Source organism: Pseudomonas bohemica (assembly GCF_002934685.1).
Lineage (GTDB): Bacteria > Pseudomonadota > Gammaproteobacteria > Pseudomonadales > Pseudomonadaceae > Aquipseudomonas > Aquipseudomonas bohemica.
The window spans coordinates 37,179-53,065 of sequence record NZ_NKHL01000120.1; the positions used below are offsets into that span (position 1 = coordinate 37,179).

The 15,887-nt window shown below is 59.5% G+C and carries 17 protein-coding genes and 1 pseudogene; 8 read left to right on the forward strand and 10 right to left on the reverse strand.

The genetic code is table 11. The annotated features are described in order from the left end of the window. Window positions 1-7: 7 nt before the first annotated feature. The 3 genes from CE491_RS25790 to CE491_RS25800 all read left to right on the forward strand — a co-directional run bounded on the left by CE491_RS25790 (window position 8) and on the right by CE491_RS25800 (window position 1,610). Complete coding sequence (locus CE491_RS25790; RefSeq protein ID WP_110951166.1) at window positions 8-385, forward strand: DUF2946 domain-containing protein; 378 nt, start codon at window positions 8-10, stop codon at window positions 383-385. A 113-nt stretch (window positions 386-498) separates the two neighbouring features. Beyond that, complete coding sequence (locus tag CE491_RS25795; RefSeq protein ID WP_110951167.1) at window positions 499-1,107, forward strand: SCO family protein; 609 nt, start codon at window positions 499-501, stop codon at window positions 1,105-1,107. After that, window positions 1,107-1,610 (forward strand): copper chaperone PCu(A)C, encoded by a 504-nt coding sequence (locus tag CE491_RS25800; RefSeq protein WP_110951168.1) that lies wholly within the window; start codon window positions 1,107-1,109, stop codon window positions 1,608-1,610. The genes CE491_RS25795 and CE491_RS25800 overlap by 1 nt, the downstream gene beginning before the upstream one ends. Window positions 1,611-1,814: 204 nt before the next feature. On the opposite strand, the gene CE491_RS25805 is transcribed toward CE491_RS25800, so the two are convergent. The 4 genes from CE491_RS25805 to CE491_RS25820 form a co-directional block, all read right to left on the reverse strand. Further along, on the reverse strand, window positions 1,815-3,089 hold the full coding sequence (locus CE491_RS25805) for an Nramp family divalent metal transporter (protein WP_199885270.1): 1,275 nt from the start codon (window positions 3,087-3,089) through the stop codon (window positions 1,815-1,817). A gap of 141 nt (window positions 3,090-3,230) precedes the next feature. Next, complete coding sequence (locus tag CE491_RS25810) at window positions 3,231-3,896, reverse strand: glycosyltransferase (RefSeq protein WP_110951170.1); 666 nt, start codon at window positions 3,894-3,896, stop codon at window positions 3,231-3,233. 319 nt (window positions 3,897-4,215) lie between these two features. Next, entirely contained in the window at window positions 4,216-4,779 is a 564-nt protein-coding gene (locus CE491_RS25815; protein WP_110951171.1) for a type 1 glutamine amidotransferase domain-containing protein, read from the reverse strand. Between the two features lie 141 nt (window positions 4,780-4,920). Beyond that, window positions 4,921-5,256 carry a hypothetical protein gene (locus tag CE491_RS25820; RefSeq protein ID WP_110951172.1) on the reverse strand — a complete coding sequence of 112 codons (336 nt, stop codon included), beginning with the start codon at window positions 5,254-5,256 and terminating at the stop codon, window positions 4,921-4,923. A gap of 463 nt (window positions 5,257-5,719) precedes the next feature. On the opposite strand from CE491_RS25820, the gene CE491_RS25825 reads away from it, so the two are divergent. The 5 genes from CE491_RS25825 (at window position 5,720) to CE491_RS25845 (ending at window position 9,814) form a co-directional block, all read left to right on the forward strand. Then, complete coding sequence (locus CE491_RS25825; protein WP_110951173.1) at window positions 5,720-6,802, forward strand: glycoside hydrolase family 3 N-terminal domain-containing protein; 1,083 nt, start codon at window positions 5,720-5,722, stop codon at window positions 6,800-6,802. 111 nt (window positions 6,803-6,913) lie between these two features. Then, window positions 6,914-7,321, forward strand: coding sequence for a hypothetical protein (locus CE491_RS25830; RefSeq protein WP_110951174.1), 408 nt, complete (start codon window positions 6,914-6,916; stop codon window positions 7,319-7,321). A 126-nt stretch (window positions 7,322-7,447) separates the two neighbouring features. Then, the gene (gene tam, locus CE491_RS25835) at window positions 7,448-8,212 is read left to right on the forward strand and encodes a trans-aconitate 2-methyltransferase (RefSeq protein WP_110951175.1); all 765 of its coding nucleotides are present in this window, start codon (window positions 7,448-7,450) and stop codon (window positions 8,210-8,212) included. 209 nt (window positions 8,213-8,421) lie between these two features. After that, window positions 8,422-9,207, forward strand: coding sequence for a sulfite exporter TauE/SafE family protein (locus CE491_RS25840; RefSeq protein WP_110951176.1), 786 nt, complete (start codon window positions 8,422-8,424; stop codon window positions 9,205-9,207). A gap of 34 nt (window positions 9,208-9,241) precedes the next feature. Next, complete coding sequence (locus tag CE491_RS25845) at window positions 9,242-9,814, forward strand: GNAT family N-acetyltransferase (protein ID WP_110951177.1); 573 nt, start codon at window positions 9,242-9,244, stop codon at window positions 9,812-9,814. Window positions 9,815-9,917: 103 nt separating this feature from the next. Here the strand turns inward: CE491_RS25845 and CE491_RS25850 are convergent, their stop codons facing one another. From CE491_RS25850 to CE491_RS25870, 6 genes and pseudogenes are all read right to left on the reverse strand, one after another. Then, window positions 9,918-10,247: a hypothetical protein gene (locus CE491_RS25850; protein WP_110951466.1), complete on the reverse strand. Its 330-nt coding sequence runs from the start codon at window positions 10,245-10,247 to the stop codon at window positions 9,918-9,920. Between the two features lie 755 nt (window positions 10,248-11,002). Next, window positions 11,003-11,953 (reverse strand): aldo/keto reductase, encoded by a 951-nt coding sequence (locus tag CE491_RS25855; RefSeq protein WP_110951178.1) that lies wholly within the window; start codon window positions 11,951-11,953, stop codon window positions 11,003-11,005. 188 nt (window positions 11,954-12,141) lie between these two features. Further along, on the reverse strand, window positions 12,142-12,783 hold the full coding sequence (locus CE491_RS30995; RefSeq protein WP_267894498.1) for a LysR substrate-binding domain-containing protein: 642 nt from the start codon (window positions 12,781-12,783) through the stop codon (window positions 12,142-12,144). Beyond that, window positions 12,760-12,921: pseudogene (locus CE491_RS31000) on the reverse strand (LysR family transcriptional regulator); the annotation flags it as partial. The pseudogene CE491_RS31000 and the gene CE491_RS30995, both read right to left, overlap by 24 nt. Window positions 12,922-13,077: 156 nt before the next feature. Continuing rightward, entirely contained in the window at window positions 13,078-15,264 is a 2,187-nt protein-coding gene (gene glgX, locus CE491_RS25865; RefSeq protein WP_110951180.1) for a glycogen debranching protein GlgX, read from the reverse strand. Between the two features lie 175 nt (window positions 15,265-15,439). Further along, window positions 15,440-15,880, reverse strand: a complete 441-nt coding sequence (locus tag CE491_RS25870; RefSeq protein WP_110951181.1) for a DUF2934 domain-containing protein — start codon at window positions 15,878-15,880, stop codon at window positions 15,440-15,442. Window positions 15,881-15,887 lie beyond the last annotated feature (7 nt).

Sequence of the window (15,887 nt, forward strand, 5' to 3'; positions counted from 1 at the left end):
GCCGCCCATGAAATTCGTCCGAACCCATCAATCGCTCATTGCCTGGATGTTGTATGGCTTCATCCTGTTCAGTGGCCTTGTGTGCAGCCTGAGCCACGGCCAGATGCTGCGGGCGTTCAATCAGATGAATCCTGCCGTCGACTGCAGCGCGGATCACGATCTGTCCGGGCTCCCGGACATGGCGCAGATGGGCGAGCATGCCCAGTTGATGAAACTGTCCATGGCCGATTGCGCCTTCGCTGGCAGCCTCACGCTGGCGCTGGTGTTCTTCATCGGCTTGAGCTGGATGGCGCGCAGCCAGCGCAGACGCATCCCTCGCTCCGACTACCTCCTGTGCAAACCACCCCGACACCGCCTGCCCGAACTGTCACCCCAGGCACCCTGAATCCGGGGTGCGCGCGTGTACTGTTCAGCGTCGTCCTAAGAGCGCCCGTCAGGGCAGCTTCAAGAACGATAAAAGGCCGGCGCCAACGCTGGTCGCTTCAGAGAGTTCGTCACATGAATGATTTACTGACTCGCCGTCAGCTGGTCACCGGTATGGGCATCGTCGGCCTTGGCCTGCTCGCCGGCTGCGATGGTTCGACTACGGCACTGAATTTCAAATACGGCAAGGATCTGAGCAACAAGATCATGGGCCGTACCTTCAAGCTCACCGATACCCAGGGCGAGGTGAAGACCCTGTCCAGTTATCGCGGCCTGATGCCAATGGTGTTCTTCGGATTTACCCAGTGCCCGTCGGTCTGCCCGACGGCGCTGGCTCGCGCCGCTCAAATCAAGAAAATCATGGGCGAGGACGGCAAAACGCTTCAAGTGATCTTCATCACCGTCGACCCCGAGCGCGATACGCCGCAAATCCTCGACGCCTACGTCAAGCAGTTCGATCCAAGCTTTGTCGCCCTGCGCGGCACGCTGGAGCAGACGCAACACGTGGCCAAAGAATTTGGTGTGTTCTATGAAAAAGAGCCGATCGGCGACACCTATACCCTGTCGCACACCGCCACCAGCTTCGTGTTCGATTCACGCGGCAACCTGCGCCTTGGGTTGTCGCCATCGCTTTCCGCCAAGCAATGCGCGCAAGATCTGCTCACTGTCATGGAGGTCTGCTGATGAACACGCTGTTTTCCGCTGCTGTCCCACGTTTCGCGCTGCGCCGGGTCTTAACCGCTGCGCTGCTGGCGAGCATCAGTTTGTCGGCGATGGCCCAGACCAAAGTCGAAAATGCCTGGGTGCGTACCACCGTACCGGGCCAGCCGTCGTCAGGTGCGTTCATGCGCATCACGGCCGACGTCGACAGCAAGCTGTTGAGCGTCGCGTCACCTGTTGCCAAAGACGTGCAGGTGCACGAAATGAGCATGAATAACGACGTCATGCGCATGGGCCGGGTTGACTCGGTGCCACTGCCTGGCGGCAAGGCTGTGTCGCTGGACCCTGATGGCTACCATGTGATGCTCATGGGGCTGGTGGGGCAGATCAAGGAAGGTGATCAGGTGCCGCTGACCCTGACCATTGAAAATGACCAGGGCGTGCGCGAGACCGTGCAGGTCAGCGCTCCGGCGCGTTCGATGACGGACAGCATGGACATGAGCCACGACCACGGCGACAGTCATTGAGATCAACGCGAGCGCCGGTCGCAATGATCGGCGTTTGACCGGAGTGGTCGGGCTTGAGCCCGGATCGACGCCCTGGGAAGCCTTTCCCAGTGGACTGGTACCGCTCGCGCAAGATCGGTTCTGCCGCACAGCGAAGTGCAAGGGTATGTCGTGACTCGACGACCATCCTGGCCATGCGCTATGTGGCGCCGGCCGCGGCACCGGTCAATCCCCGAACATCCCCATCAGCAATACCAGATTCAGACCGATGATCAGCAGCGCGATCGACCAGGCCAGCGTCGTCAGCACCGGCCCGGTGACCAGATTGCCCATCAGTTTGCGGTCGGAGACGAAACGCACCAGCGGCACGATGGCGAAGGGCAATTGCATCGACAGGATCACTTGACTCAGAACCAGCAGCTTCGCCGTGCCCTGTGCGCCATAAATACTGGTGACGACAATCACCGGGACGATCGCCAGCCCGCGCGTCAGTAGACGCCGTACCCAGCCTGGCAGCTTCATTTTCAGGAAGCCTTCCATGACGATCTGCCCGGCGAGGGTCGCGGTCACTGTAGAGTTGATACCTGAGGCCAGCAGGGCAACGGCGAACAGCGCCGAAGCGATGCCTACCCCGAGCATGGGTGACAGCAGATGGTAGGCCTGTTCGATTTCCACTACGTCGGTCTTGCCCGCCTTGTGAAAGACCGTGGCGGCGGTGATCAGAATCGCCGCGTTGACGAACAGCGCCAGGGTCAGGGCGATGGTGCTGTCCGTGACGGACCAGCGCAGGCCGATTCGGCGGCCTTCCTCGGTGCGCGGGTAGGCCCGGGTCTGCACGATGGAGGAGTGCAGATACAGGTTATGCGGCATCACGGTCGCGCCGATGATCCCGATCGCCAGGTACAGGGCGGCGGGGTTGGTGACGATTTCCGCCCTGGGGATGAAACCGGCGAATAGCTCTGCCATGTCTGGCCGCGCCAGCACCATCTGGATCGCGAAGCAGCCGAAGATGATCAGCAGCAACGCGATCACGAACGCCTCAAGTGCCCGGAAACCCCTGCCCATCAGCAGGAAAATCAGAAACACGTCAATCGCCGAGATCACCGCGCCCCACACCAGAGGGATGCCGAACAGCAAGTTCAGCGCAATGGCCGTACCGATCACTTCCGCCAGGTCGCAGGCGATGATCGCGATCTCACAGACCAGCCACAGCGCGATGCACACCGGGCGGCTGTAGCGCTCACGGCAGGCGCGCGCCAGATCCCAGCCAGTGGCGATGCCCAATCGCGCAGACAGCGCCTGCAATACGATTGCCATCAGGTTGGAAAACAGAATGACCGACAGCAGCAAGTAACCGAACTGCGACCCTCCGGCCAGGTCCGTCGCCCAGTTGCCAGGGTCCATGTAGCCCACCGCGACCATGTAGCCGGGGCCGGTGAATGCCAGCAGACGCTTGAACCAGTTGCCGGACTTTGGCATGGCGACACTGGCGCTGGGCATGCCTCCGCCCAGCGCATCGTCGCCGGGATCGGCCCGGTGTTTGATCGGTTGCATCGATTGCGGTCCCGCCGAGTTAGGAGCTGCTGAACGAGCAGTCTGAGTTGCCGAATGAAGCATTCGGGGCTTTCCGCGTGGTAAGGGTTAGCCTAATAACGTTCGAGTCGCCAGCGAATTTAGATAATCACCGAAACCTTCCTTGCAGCGGAAATGCTTGCGCGCGCTGGTGGTCACACTGTTGCGTGCCGTCCAGACAATGTGCGCGCCGGTACGTTGCAGGTCTTCAACCAGATGCACATCTTCATGCGCTGCCAGCGCCTTGAATCCGCCGGCTCGCAGATAAGCACTGGAAGACACGCCCAGATTGGCGCCGTGGACATGGCGATGATCATCGACCGGTCGATAGAGCGCGTCATAACGCTGCCGCACCTGCTCCGGATGCTCGGACCAATCCTTGACTTGCACGATCCCGCACACCGCATCGGCCTTGGCCGACATTTGCTCGGCCAGCCAGGCGTAGGGCACCACGCTGTCGGCGTCGGTGAACGCCAGCCACCGAGCACCTCGTTCGAGCATTAGCTGCGCTCCGGCCGCGCGAGTCATGCCGACGTTGCGGTAGCCACAAGCCAGGGTGTACACACCGTGGGCCTGGGCGACGGCCGCCGAATTGTCGCTGCAGTCATCGAGCATGATCAGGATCTCTACCGCCTCGCCCCCAAGCTCCTCGTGGCTTGCGGCGGCGACAAGCGACTTGATGCAATCATCCAGAAAGTATTGTTCGTTATGCGCGGGGACAATGATTCCGATCATGGGCAAATCTCGTGTCGGCGCCTGCGATCATCGCATTGGCCTTTCGATGTCGACCCAAGTTGTGAAAAATTGGTTGCAAGTATTTTCGATTGCGAAGACAGAGTGCCCAACGGTGAGGGCGTGGACGCAACCAGTCGGAAAAAAAATTGAATCAGTTCTGCCGATGCCGCTCAGAGAGAGGGAGTGCGAGACTCCCCTGGCGGTCTGTACGTCGCTGTCTTCCGCCAGGGTTACACTTTCCCCAAACGCATCGACGCCGCTGATCAGCGGCGTCGATGCGTTTTTGTTTCAGGTCTGCGCTTTTGCACGTTGCCTGGAGTTATGCCGCTTGCAGGGCGTTGCCGATGGCCTCGTTGAACGCTGGCAGGTCTTTGGGCGTGCGCGAGGTGATCAGCGTCCAGTCATTGGCGCCACACTGCTTGACCTCTGAATCGACCCAGTCAGCGGCCCCGGCATTCTTCAGATCGATGCGCACACTCGGGTAGGAGGTCAGGGTCTTGCCTGCGATCACGCCAGCGTCGATCAGCAACCACGGGCCATGGCATATGGCAGCGATAATCTTTTGTGCGTTGGCGAACTCTTTGACCAGGCGCTGGGCGTCGGCGTCCTGACGCAGAGTATCGGCGTTGACGGTGCCGCCGGGAATCACCAGCGCGTCGAAATCAGCCGCAGACAGGCCTGCCAGACGGGTATCGGAATCCACGCTGGTATCTTTCTCGGTATCCCCGACGAAGGTCTGAGCCTCGCCGCCTTTAATGGTGGCGTGAGTGACGGTGGCGCCCATCCCTTTCAAAGCCTGCAGCGGTTTGAGCAGTTCATCGCGCTCGATACCGGTATTGGAGGTGATGATCAGGACCTTTTTGCCGTTCAGTGTGCTCATGATGACGATTCCTCTGAGTGAAAATCGAACTCGATAAATCGAGCGCTATCGGTTCTCAGAGGGAATTGGAAAAACGAAAGTTCACCATGATTGCATCACCGGTCGACAGCCGTGTCCGGTTTGCCCGTGTGTCCTGAGCTGCGCTTACAAACATTCCCGTGCCGCTTTCTCTAATGCACTGCGGCCGAAAGCCGAGGCGAGTGGAGCACGTTGGTAATAAAAAACGCGGGTATTAGGGTTGCCTTTGAATACTTCGAGGATGTCGTCCTGCGCCACTTTGCCGGAGACCAGCAGCTTATAGTGTCCCTTGCTTTCGGTCAGGGTGGTTGCCGGCTTGATCTGCTGCCATTTCGGGAAGACACATTGCGCATAGTCCCCGGCGGCCTTGGTTGTCTCCAGATCAACGGAAGGGTTATTCGGCGTGGAACCGCAGCCACAGAGCAACGCGGCCAACACACTGGTGAGCAGTAAAAGACGCATCTACTTCATCCTGAAACAAAGAGTGAGATCACTTTAGAAACCACTACGGGGCAATGCCATCACCATTCAGCCACATTGCCGGGTTTGTAGGGAGACCTTATATGCGGGTTCTATCTCGATTCCAAACGGCCGGGAAGTTGGGAAGCAATATCATTCTCATCGATGAGCCACGTTCCGGTTTTTAGTGGGCGCGTATGTTGACCAGCAAATGCGCAAATGAAAAGAGTGGCTATTAAATATTCCATTGCGGGCAACGCGATGTCGTTATAGCAGCACCTCTGGTGAAAGCGGCTGACAGGCTGGCGTCGCGCGCAGAGGCGCGGCGATATCACCTGATCGACTTTTGCTCAGCGATGATCGTTTTGAGTGTCAGTTAATGCTCGTTATGCGGTTGACAGTGCTCGATCTGGGTGTAAAGTGCGCGTTATCGAGCAATATCACGCATTCGAACGGGAGATTAACCATGTCAAACGAGCTGCAACGAGCTGCGTATTCAGTGCTTCTACCTGCTGTTGCCGGGCTGGAGCTTGACGATACCGTACGCCGTTACTTGAGGCGGGGCGGTATTTCCATTCTGTTGGGGGAAACCCGTAATGAATACCTGGCGCGCAGCATGAGTCTCGAGCGCCGGCGTTCCGAGACTCATGCGCATTTCACCCGCATCGTCGAGGATGCGAGCGCCTGTGCCGGTGCACCTTTGTTGGTGGCTGTGGATCAGGAACTTGGTGGCATCCAGCGTCTGCATCGACTGGTTCCCGGTATGCCGTCGGCCGACGAACTAAAGACATTCAGTAGCGAGGACATAGAGGCGCGTAGTTGTGAAATGGCCAGCTCGGCGCGGGTCATGGGGATTAATCTGTTTCTTGCGCCAATCGTCGACGTGGTTACCGGTAGCAATCCCTGGCTGCACAACCGTCATTTGGGACCGGACCCGGCCGAGGTGTCGCGGGTTGCCTGTGCGTTCATTCGCGGCGTACAGCGCGCCGGGGTGATCGCCACCGCCAAGCATTTCCCGGGTCATTACCAGGCCGAGCATGATCCGGCAGTGGCGAGAGCGAGCGTGCCGGGGGTGATGGAAGATTTGAAGGAAGGGCTTCAGGTTTTTCGTCAGGTGATCGCGGCCGGGGTGCAAGCCATCATGCCCGGCCCGGCTGTGTTTCCCGCGCTCGATCCCCTGCAATCGGCGAGCACCTCGGAAACGATCATTGGCCTGCTGCGCGATGACCTGGCGTTCGATGGCCTGATTATCTCTGATGATCTGGATGCGGTTTCCATCCTTCGGGATAACAGCATCACCTACACCGCCGTGGCCGCGCTCAAGGCAGGCGCGCATCTGCTGCTGGTTTCCAGCGAATCGGGATTGGACAAAATCGCCCAGGCGATTGTCGATGCGGTCGAGGCGGGGCAGCTTGACCGGCAGCAACTACTCAACGCCTCCGGCAAAGTGCGCAAGATCGCCGAGGCGTCCAGGGCTCAGGTCGAGTCAGGGTTGTACGTGTCCTATCCGATTCCCGGCGGACATCTGACGCGGCGGGTAACGCTCTGAGGGCATGAGGCTCATGTGCCCGGAGTTCAGGGCAAACAGTAGGCAGAATCGCGACGGCGCTGCACAATGCCCGCACGCCAAAAGACCTAACCTGCCAAGAGTCTGCTGCTCATGTTCACGCCACTCGCGTTTCCCGACCTGCTGCGTTTCGCCGACCATTCCAGTGCCATTACCCAATCCTGCTCATGCATGCCCAAATCCTTCGCCGGATGGGAGGGCATGCCGGTCTCTCTGAGGGAAAGCCAACTGCGCGAAGTCGGCTCCCTGATCGCCGCCGAGGAAGAAGACCTGACCCTCGACGAATATCACCCGACGGGCACCTCCTATTGGTCAATCGACGCACCGATTGCCCCGCAATTTTACCCCTACAACCGTTGCAGGCTTTGGGAGTGCGTACTGTGCACCCGCGTCTTCCTGCGCTATGCCGAAGCCGGGGCGTACCACATCGAGCAGCGAATCCGCGGTCTCGATCCGGCATTGATCGTCGATGTGGCGTTTACCGGTATTGGGCGCGCGTGATGTGTCGAGAGCATCCGTTTGATGCAGCATCGTTGATTCGGCCATCGCCTCGACCTTCATTTGTACTCCCGCGCCACAGGCCTTAACCTCGGCCTTACGCCTTTCACGACGAAGAAGGAAAGCCCGATGAGCTGGTCAGCCAGTCAATATTCGATGTTCGAGCAGCAACGCACGCGTCCGGTCCGCGACCTGGTCGCCGCCATCCCCAGGGCAACGGTGAACACGGCGATGGACCTGGGTTGCGGTCCGGGTAATTCCACCGAGGTGCTGGCTGAACGCTTTCCCGATGCGCTGATTACCGGGCTGGACAGTTCCGAGGACATGCTGGGTGACGCACGTCAGCGCTTGCCGAAGCTGCAATTCGAACTGGCGGACATTGGCGCGTGGAAGCCAGCCAAAAGCTTCGATGTGATCCTGGCGAATGCCTCGTTGCAATGGGTGCCCGACCACGCCGAGTTGTATCCGCGTTTGGTCAGCTTTCTCAACCCGGGTGGTGTGTTGGCAGTTCAGACCCCGGACAACCTTGAAGAGCCCGCGCACCGCCTGGCTCGTGAGATCGCTGCGAGCGGGCCATGGGCCGACAAAATCGCTTCGGTCAAACATCCCGATCGTCACCCGGCGGCTTACTACTTCGAACTGCTGCAACCGCATAGCGCTGAAGTGGATGTCTGGCGCACTACCTACCATCATCCGCTGGCCGGTGGGCACGCTGCTGTAGTGGAGTGGTTCAAGGGCTCGGCGTTGCGACCCTACCTGCAACGTCTGGATGAGGCCGAGCAGGCGGCTTTTCTTGATGCCTACCTGAAAGCGATCAGCCAGGCGTATCCGGCACTGGCCGATGGCTCGGTCCTGCTGCCGTTTCCGCGGTTGTTTATTGTGGCGACGCGCTGACGGCTCTTTTTTCGATTGCCCGAGAAGCTGAAGGAGGCCAGCGTGCTGACGATCACACGATGGCCTTGCTTCATGCTTACTGGACGAATAGCGATCTGGTTATAACCATAGAACCTTTCGGTCTACACGCTATATAAGAAAATCCAAGGTCTTTAGACGAAAAATCGCTATCCTGCGCGCCAGTTTTTGCGGGCGAGTCAGGCAGAGCAATGGATTTTGGCAATATAGGTTTCGTCGTCGCAGGCTTGGTTGTCGGGTTCATCGTCGGCATGACCGGCGTCGGTGGCGGGTTGCTGATGACCCCGATCCTGCTGTGGTTCGGCATCAATCCAGCGACCGCTGTGGGCACCGATCTGCTGTATGCCGCTATCACCAAAAGTGGTGGCGTGCTGGTGCACAGGAAGAACGACAACATCGACTGGGGCATCACCGGTTGGTTGACGCTGGGCAGCGTCCCTGCGGCCGCGCTGACGCTCTGGTTTCTCGGCAGTCTGCACACCGCGCCGGAAGCGATGAATGCGGTCATCAAGCAGGCGCTGGGGTTTGTCCTGCTGCTGACGGCGCTGGCGATCTTTTTCAAGAAACGCCTGCTGGCGTTCGCGCACCATCATGCCGGTGATCGCTATCGGCTGAGCGCCAGGAGCCTCAATAGCCTGACCGTGCTGACGGGGGTGATTCTAGGGGTAATGGTCGCGCTGACGTCCATTGGCGCGGGCGCTCTGGGAACGGTGGCGCTGTTCATCCTCTATCCGTTTCTCGATACCCGCCGCCTGGTGGGCACCGAAATCGCTCACGCCGTGCCACTGACGCTGATTGCAGGGCTTGGCCACGCCAGCATGGGCAACATGAACTGGACGATGCTGGGCTTTCTATTGATGGGCTCGCTGCCGGGTATCTATATGGGTAGCCAGTTGACCGGGCGCATCCCTGATGCCGTGCTGCGCCCTTGTCTGGCCTTGATGCTGATCGCGATCGGTTACAAGCTGGCGTTCTGAGCTGGCGCCGGACTCAAGAGAAGAGCGCAAATTGATGGATATCATCGCCGAGCCGCAGTTGATACGCCTGGCGACCGAGCGCCTGATGCTGCGTCCGGCGTTTGGCGGCGATGCACTGCAGATCCAGGCCTATAACCTGAGCAACCGCGAGCACTTGCAACCTTGGCAGCCGATTCGCCCAGCCGGCTTTTTCGATCTCGACGCAATCATCCGGCGCATCAGCTACCTCGAGCACGAACGCCTTGCCGGGCGCGGGCTGCATCTTCTGATCTGTGATCGGGAAAATGGCGTCATGATCGGCGAATGCAATTTCAGCAACATCGTACTCGGCGCCTTTCACGCCTGCCATCTGGGGTATTCGCTGGCCCTGCAGGCTCAGGGCCAGGGACTGATGACCGAAGCGCTGGGCCGAGCCTTTGCCTATGTCTTCGAAGACCTTCAACTGCACAGGATCATGGCCAACTATCGACCGGAGAACGCGCGCAGCGCGCGAGTGTTAGCGGCGCTGGGCTTCGAGCGAGAGGGCTTTGCCCGTGCGTATCTGAAGATCAACGGTCAGTGGGCAGATCATGTGCTGACGTCGTTGATCAATCCTGCACAGTGCTGAATTCGGGCGCTCGATTTCAGTAGCGATTCGGCGGCGAGCCAGGCATCACGAAAAACGCCGCCGGCCTCAGGGAAATCCAGAGGTCAGCGGCGCCATGCGCTGCTTAGCAAAGCTTGTCAATCACCCGAACGCCTTCCTGATGCCGCGCGCTGCCCCATTCACTGCTCAGGGTATCGAGCACCTGACCGAGAAACTGCTTGTCGGCGGCAGCTTTCTTGCCAACGTAGCCGTGGCCTTTGCGGTACATCTTCAGTCGCGCACGCATGTGCGGGTGTTGTTCGTCGAACTCTTGCTCCTCGGTGCAGACACCCAGGCCGTCCATATGCACATCACCTTTCTCACAGACCCAGAGAATGTGGCTATCGAGGGAGTCCTTCTGCGCCGCGAACAGTCGAGCCAATTGATCAATGGTAGGTTGATTGTTCAGATTCATGGTTGGATACCCCTTTTTGCCCATTGTTAATCTATCTGGTTAGTTCAAACGCAATGGCGGATCGTCCATCGATCCGCAGTCCTTTCACACGCTGACAAACAAGGTCCGTCGATGCATCCATAAACAGAGCCGGAACCGGACCCGGGCTGGCGGGATGTAGTGTCGATGAGGGGCTGCTACGTAATGATTCGAAACGCAGGGGAGAAACAGCGGACGTCGTGAAGACACTGGCGACTTATCGTGGTCGGCCACAAGTGTCATGAGGACGTTTCGCCAGCGCTCGGCCTATGGGTCGGTCATGCCGGTTCAGCTTCATCAATCTGCCTTGTGGGCAGCACACATCCAGAGGTTGTTCGACGGCTTTGTCGAACGGGCCCGGAATACTTTTGCCAGCTCTCCCGATCGGGGAGACGGTTGAATCATGCAGTTGCAAAACGGCTTCGTCAACCATTTTGTAGTGATTATTTTTTGGCACTACATTTTTTGTAGTTTTCGCACGCGGGGGTCGGTCCGTGACTACAAAGTCAGCGAATACGGGGCCTCGAGGGTAGCGGCGGCGTCAGGATGGGCGAGAGAGCGGTTGATTGCCCGCATCCATCCGGGCACGCGAAGGCGTGATCGATACCGTATCCAGGTATCCCTTCGATATGAACTTTTGTAGCAAAGCGGCTCGCCGGCGCAGCGTCATCCCGATCGCTACCGCCAGCAAGCCTTGCTACTGCGGGGCTTCACGCCTGGCCAATGCTTACGCAGGCTCAGAGCGCTTCGTTCAATGCCTTGAACTGCTCGGCAGTGAGTTTCAGGCTGGCTGCCTTGGCAAAGCTCGCCACTTGTTCGACGCTGGTGGCACTGGCGATCGGCGCGGTGACGCCGCGGCTGCCGATGAGCCAGGCGAGTGCGACTTCTGCCGGTTTGGCGCCGTGATCGGCTGCCACTGCGTCCAGGGCGGTCAGCAACTTCAGGCCCTGTTCATTCAGGTATTTCTCGACCCGGTCACCGCGTTTGCTGCCGCCAAGGTCGGCTTTGGAGCGATATTTACCGGATAGAAAACCCGACGCGAGACTGAAATAGGTCACCACACCGATGTTCTCTGCGACGCACAGCTTCTGCAACTCCCCTTCAAAGCCCGAGCGGTCGTAAAGGTTGTACTCGGGCTGGATCACCTGATAGGCAGGCAAGTCGTTGTCGCGCGCCGCTTTCAGGGCAGCGGACAGCAGCTTCGCATCGTAGTTGGATGCGCCAATGGCGTTGATTTTCCCGGCCTTGCGCAACTCGGCATAGGCGCTCAGGGTTTCTTCGTGGGGTGTTTCAGGGTCGGGCCAATGAGAGAAATACAGGTCGATATGGTCGGTGCCCAAGCGGCTTAGCGAATCTTCGACCGCCTGCAAAACCCAGCGTTTGGACAGGCCTTTGTTCTCTGGCGAGCCCATTTGCGAGCCGACCTTGGTGAAAATCGTCACCTTGTCGCGCGTACCGGGGCGCTGTTTGAGCCAGCGGCCAATGATGGTTTCGGATTCGCCGCCGCTGTTGCCAGGGACCCATGCCGAGTAGACATCGGCGGTGTCGATGGCGTTGAAACCATGATCGACGAAGGCATCGAGCACTGCGAAGCTGGTCTTCTCGTCAATGGTCCAGCCGAACACGTTGCCGCCGAATACCAGCGGGGCGATGTTCAGGCCTGTGTTGCCGAGGGGACGTTTGAGCATGACTTTCTCCTTCTGTGGGTGACACGAAAGTGGACATCCATGAGCCGTTCACGTTCGGGAACCACTTGATGTAAGCACAGCGCCGCGCCGAGGAAGAAGTGAAACATGCGTCATGTGCTGTTCATGCGCGGAGGAGGGGGCGATGCGGCGCAGCATACCGTGGCTCGCTGCGCGCACTGTAGGATGAGTCAGACGGATGTCGCCACCCACGACTTCTGCCCACGATAGAGCACCAGAGTCGCCGACAGGCCACACACCGCCGCAAACATCAGCCAATACGCCGGCGAAGCCTTGTCACCCGTGGTCTGCACCAGAAACGTCGACATCGCTGGAGTAAAGCCGCCAAAAATCGCGGTCGCCAGACTGAACGCCAGCGAGAAGCCGACCACCCGCGCGTTCTGCGGCATGACTTCGGTCAGTGCCGCGACCATGGCGCCGTCGTACATGCCGAAGAAGAACGAGAAGTACAGCAGCACCACTAACAGCCGTTCGAAACTCGCCGCAGGGGACAGTTCGTCGTCGCTCAGGGTCGCCAACAGGTTGCGCCGCCCGACGTGGGGGTCGGCAATCTGCACCAGTGACAACCCGGATTCGCCTGTGAGCGCCGCCGCCGCACCTGGCTGAATGGTCGCTGTATGGCCGGCGCGAACCGCATTCATCAGCACCGCCAGGCCGTCCACTTCCATGATGATGTTGGGCACCACGCCGGCGCGCTCGAAAGCGGTCACCAAGGTCGAACGCAAGCCATGTTGGGCGCTCGGCGCAACCAGCGGCAAATTTCCCAACTGCGCCAGGCATACACTGTCGCCGGTGGGCGTGCGATTGAGCAGCCGGGTGCTCAGCTCGCTTTCAAGTTTGCCGATCTGCTGGCTCAGGGCCGAGACGCCAACGTCCAGTTCCAGCGCCGCCCGGCCAAGACTGCCCAGTTCGAGGATTTTCACCAAATAACGCAGTTGACGCAGTTCCAAGGCAGGGCTCCAGGCGACCCTTTCGTGAACAAGCTCACTCCCTCACGGAGCGGTGTGGCGTCTTCGATCGCGCACTGCCGTCGGCAAACCGTGTTGCTACGGACGCCGTCGAACGCCTTCAGGATCCATAATCCATCCTGAAGGCTAGTGCAACGCTTACGCCTGGTCTTCCTTGTGCAATTCGAACAGCAGCAGCGAGCGCGGGGTGATGGTGTACTCGGTGCCGAATTCGAAATGCTCCTTGCCACGACTCTCCGGCTGGTTGGTGTCGATCAGGCTGACCCAATTCACGCCTTCCGGCACTTCCGGCAGGGTGAAATTGACGCCTTCATGGTGCGAGTTGACGATCAGCAGCATCGTCGCCTCGGAACCACGGCGGCGAATCCCGGTTTCCTGCGCACGTCCATCTATCAGCATGCCCAGGCAACGGCCGTTGGCGTCTTCCCACTGCTCGATGGTCATTTCCTCGCCACTTGGCGATAGCCAGGTCACGTCCTTGACTCCCAGTTCCTCGTTGTAATCGCCCACCAGGAAACGCCCGCGGCGCAGGATCGGGTACTTGAGTCGCAGTTTGATCAGGCGTTGCACGAAGGCATGCAGAGCCTTGCCATCCTCGTCCCATTCCCAGTTGACCCAGCCGATTTCGCTGTCCTGGCAGTAGGCGTTGTTGTTGCCGTGCTGGGTCCGGGCGAACTCGTCACCGGCGACGATCATTGGCGTGCCCTGAGAGAACAGCAGGGTCGCAAAGAAGTTACGCATCTGCCGCAGGCGTAGGGTGTTGATATCCGGATCTTCGGTCGGACCTTCCACGCCGTGGTTCCAGGAACGGTTGTCGTTGCTGCCGTCCTGGTTGTTCTCATCGTTGTCTTCGTTGTGCTTGTCGTTGTACGACACCAGGTCGTGCAAGGTGAAGCCATCGTGGGCGGTGACGAAGTTGACCGACGCGTAGGGCCTGCGGCCGCGCTGGTTGAACATATTGCCGGAGGCGGTCAGGCGGCTGGCGAGGTCGGCCAACTGGCCTTCATCGCCTTTCCAGAAGGCCCGCACGGTGTCACGGAATTTGTCGTTCCACTCGGCCCAACCCGGCGCGAAATGGCCGACCTGGTAGCCGCCCGGACCGCAGTCCCATGGCTCGGCAATCAGTTTGACCTGACGTAGCACCGGATCCTGGCGGCACGCCACGAGGAAGCTGTGACGCTCGTCGAAACCATTGTGATAACGGCCAAGGATGGTCGCCAGGTCGAAGCGGAAGCCGTCGACGTGCATTTCCGAAGCCCAGTAGCGCAGGGAATCGGTGACCATTTGCAGGACACACGGATGGCTCAGATCCAGGGTGTTGCCGGTGCCGGAATCGTTGATGTAGAAGCGCTTGTCATCCGGCATCAGGCGATAGTACGAGGCGTTATCGATACCGCGCATCGACAGCGTCGGGCCACGTTCGTTGCCTTCGGCGGTGTGGTTGTAGACCACATCGAGAATCACTTCGAGACCGGCATGGTGCATGTGCGCGACCATTTCCTTGAACTCGGCGATCTTGCCATGGGCCAGGAAGCGTGGGTCCGGGGCGAAAAAGGCGATGGTGTTGTAGCCCCAGTAATTGGTCATGCCCTTTTGCAGCAGGTGCTGGTCGTTGACGAACGCGTGGATTGGCAGCAACTCGACCGAGGACACGCCCAGGCCTTTGATGTGTTGGATCACGTCGTCGACCATCAGGCCGGAGAAGGTGCCTTTCAGCTCATCGGGCACAGACGGGTGACGCATGGTGAAGCCGCGCGTGTGAGTCTCGTAGAAAATGGTCTTTTCCCACGGCACATTGACCCGCTGATCGCGTCCCCAGGTGTAGGCAGGGTCGATGACCTTGCACTTGGGCACGAAGGGCGCGCTGTCTCGTTCGTCGAAGCTCAGGTCGTCGTCAGGGTGGCCGATGGTGTAGCCGAACAGCGCTTCCGACCATTTCAGTTCGCCGACCAGTTGCTTGGCGTATGGGTCGATCAGCAGCTTGTTGTGGTTGAAACGATGACCGTTTTTCGGGTCGTACGGGCCGTACACGCGGTAGCCATATACCAGGCCCGGGTGGGCGTCAGGCAGATAACCGTGAAAGATTTCATCGGTGTATTCGGGGAGTTCGATACGCTCCAGTTCCGTCTCGCCGGTGGAGTCGAACAGGCACAGTTCGACCTTGGTCGCGTTGGCCGAGAAAATCGCGAAGTTGACCCCAAGGCCGTCCCAGTTCGCGCCGAGCGGGAAGGGCAGGCCTTCACGAATGCGCGATGCGGTGACTTCCGGGCTGTCGGCCTTCCTGGATTCATTCTTGGGGGCGGTGTTCTGTTCTTGCTTGCTCATGGGGATTCCTGACGTTCGAATGATTCCTGAAGGCGAACAAAGCCTTTGTCGCAGGCTGGGACTGCGCCATTACTGACTAACAGGCAAAGGGGTTACCGCAGGGAAAAAGATCGTTTTGAGGCGATCCCTGCGGTAGAGGTCAGCTATACGCTGAGTCTTCGTTGTAAACGCGGACTCAAGGCGCGGGTGGCTTGGCCGTCGGACCTGCTTTCTTGGCTGCCGGTTTCGCGGCCGGTTTCGCAGCAGGTTTTGCCGCTGGCTTGGCGGCAGGCTCAGCACCGCTGGCGGCAGTGGCCTTCGGTTTAGCCGGGGCCTTGGCTGCAGGTTTGGCCGCAGGTTTTGCGGCGGGCTTGTCTGCCGGTTTTTCAGCTGCCTTGGCCGCAGGTTTGGCTGGCGCTGCCTTTGGTTTGGCGGCAGCTTTGGCAGCCGCAGCTTTAGGCTCGGCTTTGGACTTGGAAGCTGCAGGCTTTTTGGCTGCCTTGGCTTTGGCGTCGTTTTCAGCTTTAGCCAGTTTCAGCGCCTTCTGCCAATGTTCGGCGTCCTTACCGTGCGGTTTGCCTTCGGATTCCCAAATTTGGTGGGCTAACTCTTTGACTCTTTTATCGTCGGCACTCATCTCGACA

Coding starts and splice junctions, on each gene's coding strand:
- CE491_RS25795 (WP_110951167.1), top strand. CDS start 499: ATGAATGATTTACTGACTCGCCGTCAGCTGGTCACCGGTATGGGCATC.
- glgX (WP_110951180.1), bottom strand. CDS start 15,264: ATGAGCAAGCAAGAACAGAACACCGCCCCCAAGAATGAATCCAGGAAG.
- CE491_RS25790 (WP_110951166.1), top strand. CDS start 8: ATGAAATTCGTCCGAACCCATCAATCGCTCATTGCCTGGATGTTGTAT.
- CE491_RS25845 (WP_110951177.1), top strand. CDS start 9,242: ATGGATATCATCGCCGAGCCGCAGTTGATACGCCTGGCGACCGAGCGC.
- tam (WP_110951175.1), top strand. CDS start 7,448: ATGAGCTGGTCAGCCAGTCAATATTCGATGTTCGAGCAGCAACGCACG.
- CE491_RS25840 (WP_110951176.1), top strand. CDS start 8,422: ATGGATTTTGGCAATATAGGTTTCGTCGTCGCAGGCTTGGTTGTCGGG.
- CE491_RS25825 (WP_110951173.1), top strand. CDS start 5,720: ATGTCAAACGAGCTGCAACGAGCTGCGTATTCAGTGCTTCTACCTGCT.
- CE491_RS25800 (WP_110951168.1), top strand. CDS start 1,107: ATGAACACGCTGTTTTCCGCTGCTGTCCCACGTTTCGCGCTGCGCCGG.
- CE491_RS25850 (WP_110951466.1), bottom strand. CDS start 10,247: ATGAATCTGAACAATCAACCTACCATTGATCAATTGGCTCGACTGTTC.
- CE491_RS25820 (WP_110951172.1), bottom strand. CDS start 5,256: ATGCGTCTTTTACTGCTCACCAGTGTGTTGGCCGCGTTGCTCTGTGGC.
- CE491_RS25855 (WP_110951178.1), bottom strand. CDS start 11,953: ATGCTCAAACGTCCCCTCGGCAACACAGGCCTGAACATCGCCCCGCTG.
- CE491_RS25805 (WP_199885270.1), bottom strand. CDS start 3,089: ATGCCCAGCGCCAGTGTCGCCATGCCAAAGTCCGGCAACTGGTTCAAG.
- CE491_RS25830 (WP_110951174.1), top strand. CDS start 6,914: ATGTTCACGCCACTCGCGTTTCCCGACCTGCTGCGTTTCGCCGACCAT.
- CE491_RS25870 (WP_110951181.1), bottom strand. CDS start 15,880: ATGAGTGCCGACGATAAAAGAGTCAAAGAGTTAGCCCACCAAATTTGG.
- CE491_RS25810 (WP_110951170.1), bottom strand. CDS start 3,896: ATGATCGGAATCATTGTCCCCGCGCATAACGAACAATACTTTCTGGAT.